This window comes from Stenotrophomonas sp. AR029, assembly GCF_047520695.2.
Taxonomy (GTDB): Bacteria; Pseudomonadota; Gammaproteobacteria; order Xanthomonadales; family Xanthomonadaceae; genus Stenotrophomonas; species Stenotrophomonas sepilia.
The window spans coordinates 610,399-630,343 of the sequence record NZ_JAXBQQ020000001.1 but is presented as its reverse complement, the minus strand read 5'-3'; the positions used below and the strand labels follow the sequence as shown (position 1 = coordinate 630,343).

Here is a 19,945-nt window from a genome sequence, read left to right as displayed (position 1 = left end):
CTCAGCGCTGCCCCTGCAGGCGGCGCCACAGCAGCCGCGGTGCGCGCCAGAGCATGCCGAAGAACAGGCGGGTGTGCATGCGGCTGATGCGCACGTTGTCGCGCCACACATCGAAGTGCGACACGCCATCGGCGGGATAGGTCACGCGCGTGGCCAGGTGCTCGACCGGCAGCTGGCGCCAGTACAGGCGCACCATCACTTCAGTATCGAAATCCATGCGCCGGCCGATGGTCTCTTCACCGATCAGGCGCAGCACCGGTGGCAGTGGATACACCCGGAAGCCGCACATGGTGTCGCGCAGGTGCAGCGACAGCGTGTTGATCCAGACCCAGACGTGGGTGGCGTAGCGGCCATACAGGCGTGCCTTGGGAACACTGGCGTCGTAGGCCGGAATGCCGCAGATCACCGCGTCGGGATGCACACGCGCGGCCTCGATGAAGCGTGGCAGGTCAGCGGTATCGTGCTGGCCGTCTGCGTCGATCTGCAGCACGTGGCTGTAGCCACGCGCGCCGGCTTCAGCAAAACCGGCCAGCATCGCCCCACCCTTGCCCTGGTTGGCGTCCAGGCGCAGCAGGTCAACGCCCTGGCGCTGTGCCAGCGTGCGCAGCACCGCCGCGCACGCCTCATGCGAACCATCGTCGACCAACAGGCAAGGCAGGCCAGCGGCCTGCACACCGTCGACCACCGCCACGATGGCGTGCTCGTGGTCGTAGACGGGAATCACCACCAGTGGCGCGAACGCGGCACCGGCAACGGCCGGGTCAGTCCGCATCGGCGAAGACCACCTTGCCGCTGGCATGCACACCGTGGCTGGAGGTATAGCGGAAGGCCAACACGTTGCGTGCGGCATCCCAGTCCAGCTGCAGGGTCAACTCATCGCCGGGGCGGGCCACGTGCTGGAACTTCACCGCGTCCATGCGCAGGAACGCGCGCGGCATCGCAAATGCCTGGCGGCCGAAACGCATCGCCCAGTCCAACTGCGCAACACCGGGCAGGATCGCCGCCTGCGGGAAGTGGCCCTGGAACGGCCGCAGCGCCGGGTCGAGGGTCATGCGCAGCGTGGCGCTGGCGGCGTCGCGGCGGTCCCAGACCGGCACCGGCATCAGTGGCTGGAACAGCGCCGCCAATGCCGCCTGGGTCACCTTGCCCTGCGCGTTGATCGGCAACGCCTGCACCAGGCGCCAACGGCGCGGCCGGGTCACCGCGTCATGCGCATGCGCCAGACGCGCGCCCAGGCGTTGGCCCAGTGCACGGCGCGCGGCGTCGCCGCCCTCCAGCAGCGCCGGATCGGCCGGAACCACCACGGCGGCCAGCTGCTCGCGCTGCCCGGGCAGCACCAGCACGCGCACGTCATCCACTTCGGCGTCTTCGCGCAGCGCGCGTTCCAGCGCATCCAGCGAGACGCGGCGCTCTTCGATCTTGACGATGCGGTCGGCGCGGCCCAGCAGCCGGAAACGGCCATCGGCCAGGGCTTCCACGCGGTCCTGGGTGCGCCACCAGCCGGGGGTTTCCAGATGCGCCGAGGCCACCGCCAGGCAGCCGTCGTCGATCCGCCACTGCACACCCGGCAGCGGCTGCCACGGCGGCAGGTCGGTGTCCCAGCGGCGCCAGGCGATACCGCCGGTCTCGCTGCTGCCATAGACCTCGGTCGGGGCCACGCCCAACCACTGCCGCACGTGTCGCGCCGCGTCCTCCGGCAGCGGGCCACCGGAGGAGAACACCGCGCGCAGGCGGCCATGCAGGCTGGCCCAGTCGAGCTGCTCGGGCAGGCGCTTGAGATGGGCCGGCGTCGCCACCAGCACCGTGTCGGTACCGGCCAGCGCACCCACCAGGTCTTCGTGGAAGAACCGACGCGGATGGATCAGGCGGCCGGCGGCCAGCGGCCACAGCACGCGGAACAGCAGCCCGTAGATGTGCTGGTGGGACACCGTGCCGTGCACCTGCGCGCCATCCAGCTGCGCACCGAACGCGGCCTGCAGCGCTTCCACCTCGCGCGCCAGCTGGTCCAGGCGCTTGCCGATCGCACTGGGCTGGCCGGTGCTGCCGGAGGTGAACACGCACAGCTCGCAGGCGCGCTCGTCCAGCGCCTGCAGTTCGTCGTCCAGTGTGGCGTCCGGCGCCGCCAGCGGGCGGTAGTCGGCCGGTACGTCGCCCGCGAAACCGCTCACCTGCGGCTGCAGCGCCTGCAGCGTGGCCGGCAGGTTGTCAGCGGCCAGGAACACCCGCTTGCCGGCATGCCAGGCGCCGAACAGCGCCGCAGCGAAGGCCACGGCGTCATCGAAATACAGGGCCCAGTCGCGGCCTTCAGCCGCCGCAAAGGCGGCGCGCCAGCCCCGTACGCGCTGGCGGAAGCAGGCGTGGTCAACCATGTCTCCGTCGCACAGGCCGACGCTGCGCTGCGGCCGCGCCTCCAGCAGCAGCCGGTCCAGGGCAATCCACTCAGCCATGCGCGTGCGCCGCCTTCACCCGCCGCCGCATCAGCCACTCACCTGCGAACAACACGCCCATCATCACGTACGCCAACAATCCGTTGTAGAGCATCCAGACCCGGTCCGACGCGTACAGCGCGGTCAGCAGGGCCAGGCTGCCGTTGAGAACGAAGAAGCCACACCACACCTGGGTGACGCGGCGGGTATAGGCCACCGCGAACGGGGGCAGGTCCGGTTCCTGCAGCCGTGCCAGGCGCTCCACCAACGGCGGCCCGAAGCGCAGGCTGGTGCCGAACACCGCCAGCATCACCGCATTGACCAGCGCCGGGTACAGCTTCAGCGGCAGGGCCTGGTTGAGCACGGTGGCCAGCACCGCCAGCAGGCCGGTGCCGGCGGCGGCGGCCCACCACAACGGCTGGCGCGTGCTCAGCGCACGCAGCAGGGCCAGGGTGAACAGCAGCAGCGACAGCCAGCGCGGCTCGAAGCGGCCCATCGCCAGGTACACCAGCAGCGGGTAGGCAAGCGAAATCGCTGCCACCACGACGGTACGTGCGCGAGCCATGGCGAAGCCGCCGGCGCTGCGGTCAGGCGGCTGCCTGGTCCGGCAGCAGTCCATACACGACATCAACGATGTCCTGCACGGTGCGCACGGCCTTGAACGCTTCCGGCTGCAGGTTGCGGCCGAGCAGTGGCTTGAGCTGCACGATCAGGTCGACCGCATCGATGCTGTCGATGTCCAGGTCGTCGTAGAGCCGGGCCTCGGGGGTGATCCGGGCGGTTTCAATCTCGAAGCTGTCGGTCAGGATGCTGACGATGCGTTCGAACAGTTCATTCTTGGTCATGGCTATTCCTGGCGCCGTTACGACTGGCGGGCGGCGACGAACTCGCCGAGCGCGCGCACGCTGGAGAAATGGCGACGGGTTTCTTCCGAATCGGCCGAGAGGCTGACACCGTACTTCTTCTGCAGCGCCAGGCCCAGCTCCAGCGCGTCGATCGAATCCAGGCCGAGGCCCTCGACGAACAGCGGCGCGGTCGGATCGATGTCCTCCGGCGTGATGTCCTCCAGCGAAAGGGAGGAAATGATCAATTCCTTGATCTCGTGCTCAAGTGCTTGCACGGGGCGGATCTCCAGACAGGTCGAAATAACGAGAAAGGTGCTCGGTGACGCGGCGGGCTGCCAAGGCATCCCCCCTTGGCGAGTCGTCATCGGCCAGGAAGGGCGCGATCGGGATATCTTCGCCGATCTGCAGCCGAACGTGAAAGCGACGTGAGGGGACACGATACCACTTCTGTCCCTTGGTCAACGTGGGCGGGGTGCAGGTGATCCGCACCGGGGTGATGTCCAGCCGGCCACGGACGGCGATGTTGGCGGCCCCGCGCTGCAGCCGCGGCGGCTGGCCCGGCACGCTGCGGGTGCCTTCGGGGAAGATCACCAGGGTGCCGCCGGCGTGCACCGCCGCCACGCAGTCATCGACCAGGCCAGCGCCATCGTCATTGGAGATGTAGCCGGCCGCCCGCACCGGACCGCGCATGAACGGGTTGCAGGCCACGGCCCGTTTCACCACGCAATCGGCGTTGGGCAGCAGCGAGATCAGGCAGACCACGTCGATCAGGGTCGGGTGATTGGCCAGCACCAGCAAACCGTCACGCTGCAGGCGTTCACCGCCCTCGATCTGGTAGGTCATCACCCCCAGCGCGCGCATCAGGCGCAGATGGCTGGCAAAGGCAACCTGAACCACCCGGCGCGCCCGGCGGCGACGGACCGCCGGGTCGCGCATCAGCAGCAGCACCGGCATCACCAGCACGCCCAGCAGCAGGCCACCCATGCCGAATGCGGCAAAGCTCAGGCCGGTGCCGAGCACCCGCCAGGCATGATCGAGGCGGCGCAGCGCCTCAGCCACGGCGCGCCCAGTGCCAGCGCTGGCCCTGGGCCACGTGCTCCAGCGCCGGCGCACCGGACAGCAGGAAGCGGTGCAGGTCCAGCGCGTGCGGCAGCGCGCCCGGGGCGGTGGCAGGGGCCTCCGGCGCCGCCTCCCACTGCAGGGAGAGGGTCGGCTGGCCCGGCATCGGCGCCGTCAAACGCCAACACCAGGCAAAGAACGGGTCGGGTTCGTCGGCGAACGTCGCGTAAATCTCGGGAAGGCGCGACTCATACACCACGACCCGAACTTCGCGGGCGCCATCGGCGAGCAGACCGGCCGCTTCCAGGCAGGCGGTTTCGACCGTGGCCTGGCCGGCGGCCAGCGCCAGGTAGTTGCCACGGTGGCCGCGCGCGATCGAGTACAACGCAGCGATCGCGTTGTGCACCGACAGGCCGAACCCCGTTGGTGACAAGGGCTGATCATTGGACAGCGCCCCCAGCAGCTCCATCGAACGGGCCACGTCGCCGTGGCGGCTGGCGAACACCAGCGGGACCTGGCTGTCCGCCCCCTGCCCCTCCTCGCACCAGCAGGCGGCCTGGATCGCCATCCGGCCCAGCCGCTCGATGCGGCGGCGCTGCATTGCCGGGATCTCGGCCAGCGCCGGCGTGTCTTCGCCAACCGGCGGATACGGCGCATCGGCCCAGCCCAGCCACTGGCTACGTTCGCTCAGGCCGGGCGCCCAGGCAGCCCAGTCGACGATGGAGAATTCGATCATTTAGCGAAGGTGCTTCAACGGGAGAACGATAGGCACGAGCCATTACGGCGACGCGCGGCGGCCCCCCAGTCCTGCAGCCGTGCGTCCGTCCAGGACGTCGCCGGCTGCCCCCCTGGCTGCCGGAAAGGAGCGCACGCTAGCACGTCCTGCACGGGGTGTGCAGGTTTCACATTCCCCAACACGGGAGCCGGCACCGGCGGCCCCCGCTTCAATCGATCAGTGGTAACCGGTATCGGCGTGCACCTTGCCGCGGAACACCCGGTACGACCACGCCGTGTAGCCGAGGATGACCGGCAGCAGAATGACCAGCCCGACCAGGGTGAAGCCCAGCGAGGAGGCCGGCGCGGCGGCCTGCCACAGGGTCATCGACGGTGGCAGCAGGTAGGGCCACATCCCCAGCACCAGGCCGAGGAAGCCAAGTACGAACAGGGCCAGGCTGAGCAGGAACGGCGGCAGGTCACGGCGCGTGTGGGTGGCACTGCGCCACAGCGCAGCGGCTACCGCCAGGGTCAGCAGCGGCACCGGCGACAGCCACCAGAAGTTGCCGTCGCTGAACCAGCGCGCCATCAACCGCGAATCGAGGAACGGCAGCCAGCTGCTGACCAGGCCCATCGCCGCGATCACCGCCACCACCAGCGGCCGGGTCATCTGCCGCGCCAGCGCCTGCACGCGCCCTTCGGTCTTCAGAATCAGCCAGGTGCTGCCCAGCAGCGCATAGCCGGCCACCAGCGCGGCACCGGTCAGCATCGCGAACGGGCTGAACCAGGCGAACGGCCCGCCCTGATAGACACCGTCCACCAGCGGGATGCCCTGCACCAGGGTGCCCAGGATCACGCCCTGGGCGAACGTCGCCAGCAGCGAACCGAGGCCGAAGGCCACGCTCCACAGCCGGCGTGACCGATGTGCCTTGAAGCGGAATTCAAAGGCCACGCCACGGAACACCAGCGCCACCACCAGCACCAGCACCGGCAGGTACAGCGCCGACAACAGCACCGCATAGGCCCTGGGGAAGGCCGCCAGCAGGCCGGCACCACCCAGCACCAGCCAGGTCTCGTTGCCGTCCCAGATCGGCGCGGCGGTGTTCATCATCAGGTCCAGCTGCTCCTCGTCCTCGGCGAAGGGGGCGAGGATGCCGATGCCAAGCACGAAGCCGTCCAGCACCACGTACATCAGCACGCCGAAGCCGATCACCGCGAACCACGCCACCGGCAGCCAGGTCATCAGGTCCACGTCAGCGCTCCTCCAGCGGTTCGTCGGCTGCCGACAGCGGGCGCGCCGGGGTGTGGCTGCCGTGGTCCAGCGACGGCCCTTCGGCGTAGGGCTGCGGTCCGTGGCGCAGGATCTTCACCAGGTACCAGATGCCCCAGCCGAACACGAAGGCATAGCCAACCACGTAGACACCCAGCGACAGCGCGGTCATCCACGCGCTCTGCGGGCCGACCGCATCGGCGGTGCGCAGCAGGCCATACACCACCCATGGCTGGCGCCCCATCTCGGTGACGAACCACCCCGACAGCAGCGCGATGAAACCGCTGGGCAGCATCCAGTTCCAGCCGCGCAGCAGCCATGGCGAATCGAGCAGCTTGTTGCGCCACAGCTGGAAGGCCGACACCCAGGCCAGCAGCAGCATCAGCGTGCCCAGCCCGACCATGATGCGGAAGGCAAAGAACACCGGCGTCACCGGCGGCCGCTCACTGGCAGGTACCGAGGTCAGCGGGTCGAAGGTGCCGTCCAGGCTGTGGGTCAGGATCACGCTGCCCAGCTTCGGGATGGCCACTTCGAAATCGTTGCGCTCCTCCTTCTCGTTGGGCAGCGCGAACACCACCAGCGGTACGCCCTCGCCTTCCCGGGTCTCATGCCAATGCGCTTCCACTGCCGCGATCTTCATCGGCTGGTGCTTGAGCGTGTTCAGGCCATGCATGTCGCCGACGAAGATCTGCACCGGCACGGTCAGCGCGGCGAATGCCACGGCGGCGATCAGCATGCGCCGGCCCGCTTCCACGTGCGTGCCCTTGCGCAGGTACCACGCACCCACGCCACCGATCACGAAGCAGGTGGTGATGAACGAGCCCAGCGCCATGTGCGCGAGGCGGTAGGGGAACGAAGGGTTGAACACCACCTGCCACCAGTCCACCGGATGCACGATGCCGTTGACCATCTCGTAGCCGGCCGGCGTGTGCAGCCAGCTGTTGGACGACAGGATCCAGAACGTGGAGAACAGCGTGCCCAGCGCCACCATGCAGGTGGACAGGAAATGCAGGCGCGGCGAGACCCGGCCCCAGCCGAACATCATCACGCCGAGGAAGCTGGCTTCCAGGAAGAACGCGGTCAGCACCTCGTAGGTCAGCAGCGGGCCGATGACCGTGCCGGCCACCTCGCTCAGCCGCGGCCAGTTGGTGCCGAACTGGAAGGCCATGACGATGCCGCTGACCACGCCCATGCCGAACGACACCGCGAAGATCTTCTGCCAGAAGAAATACAGCTCGCGCCACACGGGCAGCCTCGTGCGCAGCCAGCGCCACTCGATGAAGGCCAGCCAGCTGGCCGTACCGATGGTGAAGGCGGGGAACAGCACGTGGAAACTGATGACGAATCCGAACTGGATCCGGGACAACAACAACGCGTCCAAGGGACGCCTCCTGCCTGCGACCGGTGGGATACCGGACCACTTTAGGAGGATTTCGTTAAGACGGGATGCGACCGGGTGACGCGCTGCTTCACTTTGTCGCAGGGGTCAACCGTTCTGGTAGCTGCCAACCTTGGTTGGCACACACGCCCAAACGCCGACCCAGGTTGGCCTCTACCCACCGCGATTGGAGCGGCCCCTTGCCCGGCGGGTGCCTCAGTGCCAGAAATACCAGGCCGCCGCAGCCAGCAGGGCGCCAAACAACAGCACCTGCACCACCACATAACCCACGCCACCGTCGCGCGACTCAGCGGCAATGCGCTTCTGCAGCGCCTCGCTCACATCCGGCGTTTCTTCCTGCTGTGCCTGCTCACGCAACGCCTTTGCCAGCGCGCGCGCTTCCGCATCGCGAGGGTCGGTCGGTGGATTCACAGCAGCTCTCCGGCGGTGGCATGCCGCGTCAGTTCCTGCTTCAGGATCTGGCGCGCGCGGTGCAGATGGCTCTTGATGGTACCGCGCGCCAGCCCGGTCACCTGTTCGATCTCGGCCAGATCGAAATCCTCCAGGTAATGCAGGCCGACGATCAGGTGCTGCGGCGGACTCAGCCGTTCCAGTGCCGCGCCGAGCTGGCGCCCGGCCTGTAGCGCCTCGCTCAACTCGGCGGGCCCGGGGCCTTCATCGCCGATGCCCAGTTCCTCCGGCGCCTCCACCGCCACCATCCACTGCGCCTCCAGTCGCCGCCGGCGCAGGTGCTGCAACGCCGTGGTGTAGGCCACCCTTGAGACCCAGGTGCGCAGCGAGGATTCAAAGCGGAACCGGTGCAGCTGGCGGAATACCGCCAGGAAGGTTTCCTGCAGCAGGTCGGCCACCTGGTCGCGGTCGCCGACCATCCGCCCGATCAGATGCGCGCAGGTACGTTGATGGGCCTGCACCAGCTGCGCGAACGCCGGTTGCGAGCCGTCGATGATGGCGATGACCAGGGCGCGGTCGTCGCCCGCGTCCAGCGAGGGCTCAACGCGGACATCGCGGCGGCGTCCCCGCCATGCAGCCAATGCTCCGCCCAGCAGGCTCATGCGCGGGGCGCCCCCTGTGCCCGTGGCATGCCTGCCTCAGCCCTTGCGCGCGGCAGGCCGGGTGAAGTGCCAGGCCAGCAGCTGGCCGAGGCCGGCACTGCCGACCAGCGCGGCAGCGGCACCAAAGGTCAGGTCGCGGGCCCCGATGGCTTCCAGCAGGGCCATGGCCAGGGCCAGGCAGACCAGGCTGATGCCCCAGCGCAACGCACCCTGGCGGCGGCGCTCTTCTTCCAGCACGGCCAGCGAGCGGATCACTTCCTCCGGTACGTGCGGGGCCACCAGCTTGCTGCGCGCGCGCGCATCGGCAATGGCATGGATCGCGTAGGCGATGCAGATGAATAGGGTGATCGGGATCAGTTCCTGCATGGTCGGGCTCCTGTTCGGTGGATGATGCGGGTTCAGGAGAATGGATGCGCGACCACGGCAACCGGTTGCACTAGCTGTCCGCCGACGTTTCGCTGGCGCCGGTCGTGTCCGCCGGGTCGGGGAAATAGGTCTCCACCTGAAAATCCAGCTGCAGGTCCGTCATCAGCCGCAGCAACTGCGGATCCAGCTCGAAACCCGCCCATGCCGTCTTTCCAAAGATGCCAACACGCAGGCCGATCCCGGCCCCCTCCTGCAGCAGTTCCCTGATCACGTCGGCGCGTGCCCGCAGGAGATCGATCAACGCCGGCCAGGCATCCATCAGCCAACCGTCCTTTCCCCTCTGCAGTACGAACACCACGCGGGTCGCCGCATGAACCCGGATCAAGGTACCGTCGCGATCCCGATATCCGGTCCCGACATCACGGGAAAACGCCGGTTCCAGATCCAGCCGGGCGGCAATTCCGGCGCCGGCCTCTGTCGGGTGCTGCACGCCCAGAGAGATCCTGTAGTCGTAGCAGTACATATCGGTTCCATCCGAACGGAATGACCATCATGCCGCACACGCCGTCGCAGCGACCCGGGCGGTGCCTTTTTGCCGATTCCGCTGCCATGACCTGTGGCCCCTGCCCCCGGCCCGGACGGCTGCTACCCTTGCCCGGTTTCCTCTTCTGGTGCCGTCCGCCCATGTCCCGAGTGCTGCCCCTGTCCATCCTGCTGTCGGCCGTGCTGGCCGCACCGGCCGCGCATGCCGCGCCGACGCCGATCACCATCGAACAGGCCATGGCCGACCCGGACTGGATCGGTCCGCCGGTCGAGAAGGCCTGGTGGTCTTGGAACAGCCAGCAGGTGGAATACCAGCTCAAGCGCAACGGCAGCCCGGTGCGCGACACCTTCCGCCAGCCGGTGGCCGGCGGCGTGGCCGCGCAGGTGGCCGATGACCAGCGCGGTACCCTGGACGTCGCCGATCCGGTCTACGACCGCAGCCGCAGCCGCAGCGCCTTCGTGCGCAATGGCGATGTGTTCGTGCGCGACCTGCGCAGTGGCGCGCTGACCCAGCTGACCCGCAGCAACGAGCGCGCGGGCAATGTGAACTTCGCGGCCGACAACGGCGTGATCTGGCGCGTCGGCCAGAACTGGTTCCACTGGACCGCCGCCAGCGGCGTGCAGGAGGTGGCCAGCCTGAAGGCCGAGAAGGACCCGCGCACGCCGCCGAAGGCCGACGTGCTCCGCGACCAGCAGCTGCGCACGCTGGAAACCCTGCGCCGCGACCGCGAGCAGCGCGAGGCATTGAAGGACCAGGACCAGCGCTGGCGCCAGGCGGATCCGACCCGCGCACCGGGCCCGGTCTACCTGGGCGCCGACGTCGAGATCGGTGACAGCGTGCTGTCGCCGGACCTGACCCACCTGATCGTGGTGACCAAGCCGAAGGACTTCGACGACGGCCGCACCAGCAAGATGCCGCTGTACGTGACCGAGTCGGGCTACGAGGAAACCGAGGACACCCGCACCCGCGTCGGCCGCAACGGCTTCGAGCCACACACCCTGTGGTACGTGGACGTGCGCACCGGCAAGGCCGAGAAAGTCTCGCTGTCCGGCCTGCCGGGCATCAGCACCGACCCGCTGGCCGAACTGCGCCGCAAGGCCGGCAAGGATGCGCTGAAGGGCGAGCGCAGCGTGCAGGTGATGAGCGACTTCATGGGCGGCGGCATCCGCTGGAGCGCCGACGGCCAGCAGGCCGCGGTGATGCTGCGTGCCAACGACAACAAGGACCGCTGGATCATCAGCGTCAACGCCGCCGACGGCCGCGTTCAGAACCGCCACCGCCTGACCGACAACGCCTGGATCAACTGGGGCTTCAACGATTTCGGCTGGATGGCCGATGGCCGCACGCTGTGGCTGTTGTCCGAGGAATCGGGCTTCTCGCACCTGTACACCCAGGCCGGCACCGCCAAGCCGCAGGCGCTGACCAGCGGCAAGTGGGAAACCTCGGCACCGGTGCCGTCGGCCGATGGCAAGGGCTTCTACTTCCTGTGCAACCAGCAGGCGCCGCATGATTACGAAGTCTGCGCGGTCGACACCGGCAACCGCCAGGTGCGCGAGCTGACCAGCCTCAACGGCGTGGAAGACTTCTCGCTGTCGCCGGACGGCCAGCAGCTGCTGGTGCGCTACTCCGGCGCCTACCTGCCGCCGCAGTTGGCGGTGCTGCCCAGTGCCGGTGGCCAGGCGCGCGTGCTGACCGACACCCGCACCGCCGACTACAAGGCACGCCAGTGGATCCAGCCGAAGCTGGTGGCAGTGCCGTCCAAGCATGGTGCCGGCGTGGTCTGGGCCAAGTACTACGAACCGGAGAACAAGGAACCGGGCCGCAAGTACCCGATCGTGATGTTCGTGCACGGCGCCGGCTACCTGCAGAACGTGCACCAGCGCTACCCGGCCTATTTCCGCGAGCAGATGTTCCACAACCTGCTGGTGCAGAAGGGCTATATCGTGCTGGACATGGACTACCGCGGCAGCGAGGGCTACGGCCGCGACTGGCGCACGGCGATCTACCGCAACATGGGCCACCCGGAACTGGAAGACTACAAGGACGGCCTGGACTGGCTGGTCGACACCCAGCAGGGTGACCGCGACCACGCCGGCATCTACGGCGGTTCCTATGGCGGCTTCATGACCTTCATGGCGCTGTTCCGTGCGCCGGGCACCTTCAAGGCCGGCGCCGCGCTGCGCCCGGTGGTGGACTGGCACAACTACAACCACGGCTACACCAGCAACATCCTCAACACCCCGGACATCGACCCGGAGGCGTACCGCGTGTCCTCGCCGATCGAGTACGCACAGAACCTGCAGGACAACCTGCTGATCGCCCACGGCATGATGGATGACAACGTGTTCTTCCAGGACTCGGTGAACCTCACCCAGCGCCTGATCGAACTGCACAAGGACAACTGGTCGATCGCCCCCTACCCGCTGGAACGCCACGGCTATGTGCGTGCCGATTCCTGGCTGGACCAGTACAAGCGCATCCTCAAGCTGTTCGAGCAGAACCTGAAGTGAGCAATGCCGCAGCCACGATCCGGATCGTGGCTGCGGTCATCCTGGATGACCGCGGCCGGGCGCTGGTGGTGCGCAAGCAGGGTGCGCGCCGCTTCATCCAGCCCGGTGGCAAGCCCGAACCCGGCGAGGCGCCCCTGCAGGCGCTGGCCCGCGAGCTGGACGAGGAACTGGGCGTGCAGCTGCGCGCCGATGCCGCCATCGCGCTGGGCACGTTCGAGGACTGGGCTGTGAACGAGCCCGGCCACCGCGTGCAGGCACAGGCGTGGTGGGTGCAGGTGGACGGTGCGCCGCAGGCGCGCGCCGAAATTGCCGAACTGGCCTGGGTGCCGCTGCAACCGCCGCATGGCCTGCCCTTGGCACCCTTGAGCGAACACCATATCCTGCCGGCCGTCGCCACCCGGGCGACGGCCCGCTGAGCAGGCGGGCGCCGACTGCAAGGACATCGGATGTCAATGTCGATCCCGTCGATCCCCTCGCCGCTTTCCCCGGCCTATCACGCCTGGGTGCGCCCGGTCGCACAGGCTTCGTTCTGGCTGTCACTGCTGCTGACGATCTACTTCGTGCTGCAGGGACTGGTGCTGTGGCCGCTGCAGAACCTCAGGCTGTGGCGCCTGGTGGAAAGCGAAGTGCAGCAACAGCAGCTGCACAGCCTGGTCTGGCTGCTGGCGCACCCGGTGGCCGCGTCAATGGTCGTCGCGCTGTTGTGCCTGGCCTCGACCGTGTCCAGCTGGGGCCTGCTGCGTGAACGTCGCTGGGGCCTGTGGAGCTTCGTGGTACTGCTGCTGCTGAGTGCCCTGACCAACTTCGCAGCCGCCTGGTGGCTGGACCTGTTCATGGGCGACTTCATTCCGCTGCTGGCCGATGACCCGGCCCTGCTGCAGGAGCTGCAGCTGAAACGCTGGCTGATCACGCTGACCGTGGTCGGCATGTCGTTCGTGCTTCTCGGCCTGCAGGGCTGGCTGGCCTGGCGACTGCTGCGCCCCGACGTGCGCGCGCGCTTCCACTGAGTTCTGCCGGGCGTGGGCCAGGGCCTCCGGCAGCACCCGGCGTTTGCCTTTGATCGTCAAGGAGACGACATGCTCTCACGCGCACCGTACCGCCACTGGCTGGCCTGGGCGTTGCTGCTGGCCACGCCGGTGGCCGCGGCACAGTCACCGCAATGCGGCCTGTTCGAGGCCGACGAAGGCAGCAGCACGCTGCGTGTCAGCTCATCCAACCGCGGCGAGCAGAAGCACTTCGGCAGCGCACCGACGCCGGTCGCGTTCCAGCAGATCGACGGAAAGCTGCAGCTGGTGAACCTGGAGTACGGCCTGCCCAGCGTGCTGCAAGTGCGCGATCGGGGCCGCACGGTCGAGGTGGATGGCACGGTCTACACCCTGCAGGCCCCCGCACAATGCGCCGCAGCCGCCACCCCGGCTGAAGGCAGCTGCCTGGCCGATGCGGCGGCGTGCCTGGACACCCGTCGCGAAGCGACCCCGACCGTGCTGGCAGCGGCTTGCCGGGAGGGCGTGCCCGGCATGTGCCTGCAGTTGGCCGATCGCTGGCATGACGAGGCCAGGGCGCCGGCCACGCCGGATGAGGCGCAGCAACAGGCCATCCTCGATACCGCACTGGCCGGCATCGAACTGCCTGTGCCGTGCCGGAATGGCGGCTTCAGCAACGAGACACCGGCCTGTGCAGCGGCGCTGGAAGCGGATCCGGCGCTGCAGGAGCAGATCGTCAAGGCCGCGATGGGTGCGGCGATGGTTGAAGCGGTGAGCTCCGTGCTGTCACCCTCCACGCCGGTGGTGGTGCCGGCCGCGCAGCGCCAGCAGCTGTTGCAGTTGTGCCAGCAGGTCGGCCATGGCGGCTTCTGCAGCCGCGTGGCCGAGCTCTCGTGGGAATCCGGCGACCCCTTGCAGGCGGTGCAGGCACTGGCCACAGCGTGCGCGCCCGGCAAGGACAGCGCCGCCTGTGAGCGCCTGCCTGCGTTGCGGGCGCTGGGCGCCTCGTTGCGGCCGCAGCCGGCTACGGCGCTGCCCTGCGGTACCTTCCGCGCCGCAGGTGGCCTGATGGATACGCTGGACTTCGGCGATGCGGGACGGGTCGGCATCGGCTGGGACAGCCAGCTGCGTGCCCGTGTCGAAGAGGGCGACATCCGCATCCGCCACGACAAGGGCGGCGACTTCGTGCTGCGGCCGTTGCCCGGGGGCCAGCTGCTGGGCCTGGACACGTGGACACGCTTCCAGGTGTTCGTGCCGACCGGCGAGGGCGCGAGCACCTGCAGCCCGCCGAAACACTACACGGTGCTGCCGCTGCCGCAGGACTGCCCACTGGCGCTGGCCAACGAGGACGGCGCCGACGCCTGCTGTGCGCAGGGCAAGCTGCAGGGCTGCAACATACTCGGCAACCGGCTGGCGCTGTCCGGGCACTGGCTGCAGGCCGCAGAGCACTACACCACGGTCTGCCGCGCCGGCGTCCGCGAAGGGTGCGAGAACCTGGTCACCGCGCAGGGCAATGGGGCGGACGTGGATGCACGCGCCATCCTGGGGCAACTGTGCGAGGCCGACCGCAGCGGCCTGCATGTGGCCTGCGATGTGCTCGGAACCCAGAACTGGGAGCTGATCACGCTGGGCGGTGCCCTGCAGAAGGCGGTTGATGAAGCGGCCCTGGACGACGCTCCGGCGCCGCGCACTACCAACCGCAAGCGCTGAGCCTGCCAGGGCCTGTCCGCGGCGTTGGCCGGGCCCTGCGGTAAAGTACGCGCCATGAACGAATTCGAGCGCGTTCGCGCCTACCTCACCGAGCTGCAGGACCGCATCTGTGCGGCGATCGAGGCCGTCGATGGCCGGGCCCGCTTCCAGGAAGACCTGTGGCAGCGTGCCGAGGGCGGTGGCGGGCGTACCCGCGTGCTGCGCGACGGTGCGGTGTTCGAGCAGGCCGGCATCGGCTTCTCCGACGTGGCTGGCAGCCGCCTGCCACCGTCAGCCTCGGCCAACCGCCCGGAACTGGCGGGCGCCTCCTGGCGCGCCACCGGCGTGTCGCTGGTGTTCCACCCGCTCAACCCGTACGTGCCGACCACCCATGCCAACGTGCGCTTCTTCCAGGCGCAGCGCGACGGCGAAGTGGTGGCCAGCTGGTTCGGCGGCGGCTTCGACCTGACCCCGTTCTACCCGTTCGACGAGGACGTGCAGCATTGGCACCGGGTCGCACGCGACCTGTGCACGCCGTTCGGCGAAGAACGCTATGCCGCGCACAAGCGCTGGTGCGACGAATACTTCTTCCTGCGCCACCGCAATGAAACGCGCGGCGTCGGCGGCCTGTTCTTCGATGACCTGCACGGCGACTTCGAGCGCGATTTCGCTTATCTGCGTGCGGTCGGCGATGGCTTCCTCGATGCGTACCTGCCGATCGTGCAGCAGCGCAAGGACGCCCTTTACGGCGAGCGCGAACGCGAGTTCCAGCTGTACCGCCGCGGCCGCTACGTGGAATTCAACCTGGTCTACGACCGCGGTACCCTGTTCGGGCTGCAGAGCGGTGGCCGCAGCGAAAGCATCCTGATGAGCCTGCCACCGCGGGTGCGCTGGGAATACGGCTTCTCGCCCGAACCGGGCAGCCCCGAATCGCGCCTGGCAGACTATCTGGTGCCGCGCGACTGGCTCTGAGGGGTGCCGTCGCGCGGGGCGTGGGCTCGGCGCTGGTCAGCTGCCCTTCCGCGCGATGATGGTGATGTGCCCGGTGGTCTCCAGCAGGGCAATCTGCACGTCTTCAATCTGCAGCCCGCCCTGCTGGCGCAGCGCGGCATCGAAGTCGGCGCGGCTGATCAGCTCGCGGCGAAGTACCGCCTCGAACAGGCGACCATCGCGCGCGATTACGGTGGGTTCTCCTTCGATCAACCGCTCCATCCGCCGGTTCCGGGTGGTCAGCCAGCCCACCCCGTAGTTCAGCAGGATCAGGGTCGCCGCCAGCAGCAGGCCGCCGCCCAGCGAGGTGTCAGCGCCCAGCAGCGCGTTCTGCACCGCGTTGCCCAGCAGCACGATCAGCAGCACGTCGAAGGGCGTGATCTGCCCCAGGGCCCGCTTGCCGCCCAGCCGGACCATGCCCAGCACCACGACATACACCACCACCGCGCGCAGGATGAATTCCCACCACGGCATGGCCAGGGCGAACAGGTCGGGCATGGTCTTCCCCTGCGGAACGGTGGCCCAGCCTAGCACCTGGGGTCAGATCCCTTTGCCCGACGGGCAAAGGGATCTGACCCCATCCGAGGTTCCGTTGGCGCAAATAAAAAGCCCCGCTGACCAGGGGGAGGTCAACGGGGCCGGGGAACGGGCACTTGGGGAGGAGTCCCCGTTCCGAGATCTGCTCCAGGGGATGGGAGAGATCCACAACAGGCATTGCGCCTGTCGGGAGTTATAGAAGCACTCCGAACACTAACGGTTCGTGAAGGGGCCCCATTTAATGAATTTCAATCGGGGCAACATTCATGGTCGAGTCAGAAACCCCCGACTCATGAACACATTCACGTCGTTTTCGGCCTGAATTCCGTCAGTGCGCCTCATCCCAGTTGCTGCCGACGCCGGTATCGACCACCAGCGGCACTCGCAGTTTGGCCGCTTGCGACATGCGCTCCACCACCTGCAAACGCAGGTCTTCAACGAAACTGCTTTCGGTTTCGAAGACCAGTTCATCGTGTACCTGCAGGATCATCCGCGCTGGTGCCCCGCTGTCGCGCAGCCACTGGTCCACATCCACCATCGCGCGCTTGATGATGTCGGCGGCGGTGCCCTGCATCGGCGCGTTGATCGCGGCGCGCTCGGCACCGGCACGCAGGCCCTGGTTGCGGGCGTGGATGTCGTTCAGGTACAGGCGGCGGCCGAACAGGGTTTCCACGTAGCCCTGGTCACGGGCCTGCTGGCGCATCCGCTCCATGAAGTCACGCACGCCCGGATAGCGGCTGAAGTACAGCGCCACGTAGTCCTGTGCCTGGCCACGGTCGATGCCCAGATTGCGGGCCAGGCCGAAGGCGCTCATGCCGTACATCAGGCCGAAGTTGATCGCCTTGGCGGCGCGGCGCTCGTTCGGGGTCACTTCCTCCAGCGTGCGCCCGAACACCTCGGCGGCGGTGGCGCGGTGCACGTCGGCGCCCTGCTCGAAGGCGCGCACCAGGCCCGGATCCTCGGACAGGTGGGCCATGATCCGCAGCTCGATCTGCGAATAGTCGGCGGCCAGCAGCTGGAAGCCCTCCGGCGCCACGAACGCGCGGCGGATGCGGCGGCCGTCCTCGGTGCGGATCGGGATGTTCTGCAGGTTCGGGTCCGATGAGGACAGGCGGCCGGTGGCGGCACCAGACTGGTGGTAACTGGTATGCACCCGGCCGGTGTCCGGGTTGACCATCTCCGGCAGCTTGTCGGTATAGGTGCTGCGCAGCTTGGCCAACCCGCGGTAGTCGAGGATCACCCGTGGCAGCTCGTGCTGGTCGGCAATTGCCTCCAGTGCCTCTTCATTGGTGCTGGGCTGGCCCTTCGGGGTCTTCACCACCGCCGGCAGCTTCAGCTCGTCGAACAGCACCGCCTGCAGCTGCTTGGGCGAATCCAGGTTGAAGCTGCGGCCGGCCAGCTCGGTGGCCTTCTGCTGCGCGGCCAGCATGCGCGAGGACAGGTCCTGGCTCTGCCGGCGCAGTTCGTCGGTGTCGATCCGCACGCCGTTGGCTTCAATGCTGGTCAGCACCGGCACCAGCGGCATCTCGATGTCGCGGTACACGCTGTCCAGCGCCGGCTCGGCCAGCAGCTGCGGCTGCAGCGCGCGATGGAGGCGCAGGGTAATGTCGGCGTCCTCGGCCGCATAGCGGCTGGCTTCGTCGATGCCCACCTGCGAGAACGGAATCTGCTTGGCGCCCTTGCCGGCCACGTCCTCGAACTTGAGGGTGGTGTAGCCCAGGTAACGCAGGGCCAGCGAATCCATGTCGTGGCGGGTGGCGGTGGAGTTGAGCACGAAGCTCTCGAGCATGGTGTCGTCGTGGTAGCCCTGCACCTCCACGCCGTGGCGGCGCAGCACATGCAGGTCGTACTTGCCGTGCTGGCCCAGCTTCTTCTTCGCCGGGTCCTGCAGCACCGGCCGCAGCGCATCCAGCACCTGCTGCATCGGCAGCTGGGCCGGCGCACCCGGGTAATCGTGGCCGACCGGAATGTAGGCCGCCCTGCCCGGCTCGACAGCCAGGCTGACGCCGACCAGGCGCGCGCGCATCGCGTCCAGCGCATCGGTTTCAGTATCGAAGCTGATCAGCTCGGCCTGCTGCAGGCGCTCGACCCAGGCCTGCAGCTGCCCGCTGGTCAGCACGGTCTCGTATTCACCCGGCGCGGACAGTGCCGGATCCAGCGTGCCGGCGGCGGGCGCCTCGACGCTGCCACGCGCGAAGCCGGCCGCAGTGCCGCGCAGGCTCGGGGTCGCCTCGCTGGCGGCCACCGGTGCCGGCACAGGCGCGCCCAGCTCCTTCAGCGCCTGGGTGAAACCATAGCGCGTATACAGCTCGGTCAGCGCCGGAACATCCTGCTCGCGCAGCGCCAGCGTGGTCGGGCTGGCCTCCAGTTCCACATCGGTGCGGATCGTCACCAATTCGCGGTTCAGCGGCAGGCGTTCCAGCGCAGCGCGCAGGTTCTCGCCGATCTTGCCCTTCATGGTCGGCGCGGCCGCCATCACCCCGTCCAGGTGCTGGTACTCGGCCAGCCACTTGGCAGCGGTCTTCGGCCCGCACTTCTCCACGCCCGGCACGTTGTCGACCGCGTCGCCCATCAGCGCCAGCAGGTCGATGATCTGATCGGCGCGCACGCCGAACTTGTCCATCACCGCCGCGTCGGAATCCATGCGGCTGCCGGTCATGGTGTTGACCAGTTCGATGCCCGGCCGCACCAGCTGGGCAAAGTCCTTGTCACCGGTGGAAATGGTCACCTTCAGATCCTGCGCCAGGCCCTGCAGCGCAAGCGTGCCGATCACATCGTCGGCTTCCACGCCGGGGATGCGCAGGATGCTGATGCCCAGCGCTTCGACGATGCGGCACATCGGCTCGACCTGGCTGCGCAGTTCATCGGGCATCGGCGGGCGGTTGGCCTTGTACTGGTCGTACAGGTCATCACGGAAGGTCTTGCCGGGCGCATCGACCACGAACGCGACGTAGGCCGGGCGCTCCTTCAGCGTCGAACGCAGCATGTTGACCACGCCGAACAGCGCGCCGGTGGGTTCACCCTGTGCATTGGACAGGGGCGGCAGCGCGTGGAACGCGCGGTACAGGTAACTGGACCCGTCGATCAGGACTAATCTGCTCATGCGCCGATTCTACGCGCCCGTGCCTGCACCGCGGCGACACGGCGCGCACACCGCGATGGGGCATAATCAGGGCTCTTTCCAGGCAAAGGCCCCCGCCGATGAAGACCCTGATGCTGGCTTCCCTGCTCCTGCTCGCTGGCTGCGCCAGCATGGGTGGCGCGGGTGCTCCCCCGGTGGACGTCAAGGGCGCGGATGTGTCCAGGCGTACCATGGACAACGGCGATGTCATCGAGGAATACCGTGTGTCCGGCCAGCTGCGCATGGTCAAGGTGACCCCGTCGCGCGGTGCTCCGTTCTACATGTATGACAAGAACGGCGACGGCCGCATGGACAACGACAAGGACGGTGTCTCGCCGGTCTACTGGAAGCTGTACAGCTGGTGAGGTGACCGGGGTTGTGACCGGGGTCGGATCCCTTTCCACAGGAAAGGGCTCTGACCCCCTCGAAGCCATCGGCAC

At 68.2% G+C, this 19,945-nt stretch carries 21 protein-coding genes; 6 read left to right on the top strand and 15 right to left on the bottom strand.

What is annotated here, in order from left to right; translation table 11 throughout:
* Position 1: 1 nt before the first annotated feature.
* The 13 genes from ACM0PB_RS03015 to ACM0PB_RS02955 form a co-directional block, all read right to left on the bottom strand.
* Positions 2-772 (bottom strand): glycosyltransferase family 2 protein, encoded by a 771-nt coding sequence (locus tag ACM0PB_RS03015; protein ID WP_065196793.1) that lies wholly within the window; start codon positions 770-772, stop codon positions 2-4.
* A complete protein-coding gene (locus ACM0PB_RS03010; RefSeq protein ID WP_414604786.1) occupies positions 762-2,447 on the bottom strand; it encodes an ApeI family dehydratase in 1,686 nt (561 codons plus the stop codon). The genes ACM0PB_RS03015 and ACM0PB_RS03010 overlap by 11 nt, the downstream gene beginning before the upstream one ends.
* Entirely contained in the window at positions 2,440-2,991 is a 552-nt protein-coding gene (locus ACM0PB_RS03005; protein ID WP_414604787.1) for a COG4648 family protein, read from the bottom strand. The genes ACM0PB_RS03010 and ACM0PB_RS03005 overlap by 8 nt, the downstream gene beginning before the upstream one ends.
* 22 nt (positions 2,992-3,013) lie before the next feature.
* On the bottom strand, positions 3,014-3,271 hold the full coding sequence (locus ACM0PB_RS03000) for an acyl carrier protein (protein WP_005420312.1): 258 nt from the start codon (positions 3,269-3,271) through the stop codon (positions 3,014-3,016).
* Between the two features lie 17 nt (positions 3,272-3,288).
* Positions 3,289-3,546, bottom strand: coding sequence for a phosphopantetheine-binding protein (locus ACM0PB_RS02995; protein ID WP_005411610.1), 258 nt, complete (start codon positions 3,544-3,546; stop codon positions 3,289-3,291).
* Positions 3,533-4,330: a lysophospholipid acyltransferase family protein gene (locus tag ACM0PB_RS02990; protein WP_134972853.1), complete on the bottom strand. Its 798-nt coding sequence runs from the start codon at positions 4,328-4,330 to the stop codon at positions 3,533-3,535. Before ACM0PB_RS02990 ends, ACM0PB_RS02995 begins: the two co-directional genes overlap by 14 nt.
* Positions 4,323-5,066, bottom strand: coding sequence for a beta-ketoacyl synthase chain length factor (locus ACM0PB_RS02985; RefSeq protein ID WP_180883659.1), 744 nt, complete (start codon positions 5,064-5,066; stop codon positions 4,323-4,325). The genes ACM0PB_RS02990 and ACM0PB_RS02985 overlap by 8 nt, the downstream gene beginning before the upstream one ends.
* A 216-nt stretch (positions 5,067-5,282) precedes the next feature.
* The gene (gene cydB / locus ACM0PB_RS02980) at positions 5,283-6,296 is read right to left on the bottom strand and encodes a cytochrome d ubiquinol oxidase subunit II (protein WP_414604788.1); all 1,014 of its coding nucleotides are present in this window, start codon (positions 6,294-6,296) and stop codon (positions 5,283-5,285) included.
* 1 nt (position 6,297) lies between these two features.
* Positions 6,298-7,695, bottom strand: a complete 1,398-nt coding sequence (locus ACM0PB_RS02975; RefSeq protein ID WP_111201091.1) for a cytochrome ubiquinol oxidase subunit I — start codon at positions 7,693-7,695, stop codon at positions 6,298-6,300.
* Between the two features lie 213 nt (positions 7,696-7,908).
* Positions 7,909-8,124, bottom strand: a complete 216-nt coding sequence (locus ACM0PB_RS02970) for a hypothetical protein (protein WP_414604789.1) — start codon at positions 8,122-8,124, stop codon at positions 7,909-7,911.
* Positions 8,121-8,765, bottom strand: coding sequence for an RNA polymerase sigma factor (locus ACM0PB_RS02965; RefSeq protein WP_414604790.1), 645 nt, complete (start codon positions 8,763-8,765; stop codon positions 8,121-8,123). Before ACM0PB_RS02965 ends, ACM0PB_RS02970 begins: the two co-directional genes overlap by 4 nt.
* Positions 8,766-8,801: 36 nt before the next feature.
* On the bottom strand, positions 8,802-9,131 hold the full coding sequence (locus tag ACM0PB_RS02960) for a hypothetical protein (RefSeq protein WP_005414880.1): 330 nt from the start codon (positions 9,129-9,131) through the stop codon (positions 8,802-8,804).
* Between the two features lie 70 nt (positions 9,132-9,201).
* Positions 9,202-9,654, bottom strand: a complete 453-nt coding sequence (locus ACM0PB_RS02955) for a hypothetical protein (RefSeq protein ID WP_005420323.1) — start codon at positions 9,652-9,654, stop codon at positions 9,202-9,204.
* A gap of 161 nt (positions 9,655-9,815) precedes the next feature.
* Between ACM0PB_RS02955 and ACM0PB_RS02950 the strand changes: the two genes are divergently transcribed.
* The 5 genes from ACM0PB_RS02950 to hemF all read left to right on the top strand — a co-directional run bounded on the left by ACM0PB_RS02950 (position 9,816) and on the right by hemF (position 15,829).
* Positions 9,816-12,185, top strand: a complete 2,370-nt coding sequence (locus tag ACM0PB_RS02950; RefSeq protein WP_414604791.1) for a S9 family peptidase — start codon at positions 9,816-9,818, stop codon at positions 12,183-12,185.
* A complete protein-coding gene (locus ACM0PB_RS02945; RefSeq protein ID WP_005420325.1) occupies positions 12,182-12,601 on the top strand; it encodes an NUDIX hydrolase in 420 nt (139 codons plus the stop codon). The genes ACM0PB_RS02950 and ACM0PB_RS02945 overlap by 4 nt, the downstream gene beginning before the upstream one ends.
* Before the next feature lie 30 nt (positions 12,602-12,631).
* Positions 12,632-13,192: a hypothetical protein gene (locus ACM0PB_RS02940; RefSeq protein WP_032954647.1), complete on the top strand. Its 561-nt coding sequence runs from the start codon at positions 12,632-12,634 to the stop codon at positions 13,190-13,192.
* Positions 13,193-13,261: 69 nt separating this feature from the next.
* Complete coding sequence (locus ACM0PB_RS02935; protein WP_164092785.1) at positions 13,262-14,878, top strand: hypothetical protein; 1,617 nt, start codon at positions 13,262-13,264, stop codon at positions 14,876-14,878.
* Positions 14,879-14,932: 54 nt separating this feature from the next.
* Complete coding sequence (gene hemF, locus ACM0PB_RS02930; RefSeq protein ID WP_069138869.1) at positions 14,933-15,829, top strand: oxygen-dependent coproporphyrinogen oxidase; 897 nt, start codon at positions 14,933-14,935, stop codon at positions 15,827-15,829.
* A gap of 36 nt (positions 15,830-15,865) precedes the next feature.
* Here hemF and ACM0PB_RS02925 read toward each other — a convergent pair whose 3' ends face one another.
* Both ACM0PB_RS02925 and polA read right to left on the bottom strand, forming a co-directional pair.
* The gene (locus tag ACM0PB_RS02925) at positions 15,866-16,345 is read right to left on the bottom strand and encodes a DUF421 domain-containing protein (protein ID WP_053498330.1); all 480 of its coding nucleotides are present in this window, start codon (positions 16,343-16,345) and stop codon (positions 15,866-15,868) included.
* A gap of 367 nt (positions 16,346-16,712) precedes the next feature.
* Entirely contained in the window at positions 16,713-19,487 is a 2,775-nt protein-coding gene (gene polA / locus ACM0PB_RS02920) for a DNA polymerase I (protein ID WP_053498328.1), read from the bottom strand.
* Between the two features lie 98 nt (positions 19,488-19,585).
* On the opposite strand from polA, the gene ACM0PB_RS02915 reads away from it, so the two are divergent.
* The gene (locus ACM0PB_RS02915; protein WP_065185913.1) at positions 19,586-19,870 is read left to right on the top strand and encodes a DUF2782 domain-containing protein; all 285 of its coding nucleotides are present in this window, start codon (positions 19,586-19,588) and stop codon (positions 19,868-19,870) included.
* Positions 19,871-19,945: the final 75 nt, after the last annotated feature.

Bases quoted from the DNA above. Each gene is read 5' to 3' on its own strand.
- ACM0PB_RS03015 (WP_065196793.1), bottom strand. From the start codon at position 772: ATGCGGACTGACCCGGCCGTTGCCGGTGCCGCGTTCGCGCCACTGGTG.
- ACM0PB_RS03010 (WP_414604786.1), bottom strand. From the start codon at position 2,447: ATGGCTGAGTGGATTGCCCTGGACCGGCTGCTGCTGGAGGCGCGGCCG.
- ACM0PB_RS03005 (WP_414604787.1), bottom strand. From the start codon at position 2,991: ATGGCTCGCGCACGTACCGTCGTGGTGGCAGCGATTTCGCTTGCCTAC.
- ACM0PB_RS03000 (WP_005420312.1), bottom strand. From the start codon at position 3,271: ATGACCAAGAATGAACTGTTCGAACGCATCGTCAGCATCCTGACCGAC.
- ACM0PB_RS02985 (WP_180883659.1), bottom strand. From the start codon at position 5,066: ATGATCGAATTCTCCATCGTCGACTGGGCTGCCTGGGCGCCCGGCCTG.
- ACM0PB_RS02965 (WP_414604790.1), bottom strand. From the start codon at position 8,765: ATGAGCCTGCTGGGCGGAGCATTGGCTGCATGGCGGGGACGCCGCCGC.
- ACM0PB_RS02960 (WP_005414880.1), bottom strand. From the start codon at position 9,131: ATGCAGGAACTGATCCCGATCACCCTATTCATCTGCATCGCCTACGCG.
- ACM0PB_RS02955 (WP_005420323.1), bottom strand. From the start codon at position 9,654: ATGTACTGCTACGACTACAGGATCTCTCTGGGCGTGCAGCACCCGACA.
- ACM0PB_RS02950 (WP_414604791.1), top strand. From the start codon at position 9,816: ATGTCCCGAGTGCTGCCCCTGTCCATCCTGCTGTCGGCCGTGCTGGCC.
- ACM0PB_RS02940 (WP_032954647.1), top strand. From the start codon at position 12,632: ATGTCAATGTCGATCCCGTCGATCCCCTCGCCGCTTTCCCCGGCCTAT.
- ACM0PB_RS02935 (WP_164092785.1), top strand. From the start codon at position 13,262: ATGCTCTCACGCGCACCGTACCGCCACTGGCTGGCCTGGGCGTTGCTG.
- hemF (WP_069138869.1), top strand. From the start codon at position 14,933: ATGAACGAATTCGAGCGCGTTCGCGCCTACCTCACCGAGCTGCAGGAC.
- ACM0PB_RS02925 (WP_053498330.1), bottom strand. From the start codon at position 16,345: ATGCCCGACCTGTTCGCCCTGGCCATGCCGTGGTGGGAATTCATCCTG.
- polA (WP_053498328.1), bottom strand. From the start codon at position 19,487: ATGAGCAGATTAGTCCTGATCGACGGGTCCAGTTACCTGTACCGCGCG.
- ACM0PB_RS02915 (WP_065185913.1), top strand. From the start codon at position 19,586: ATGAAGACCCTGATGCTGGCTTCCCTGCTCCTGCTCGCTGGCTGCGCC.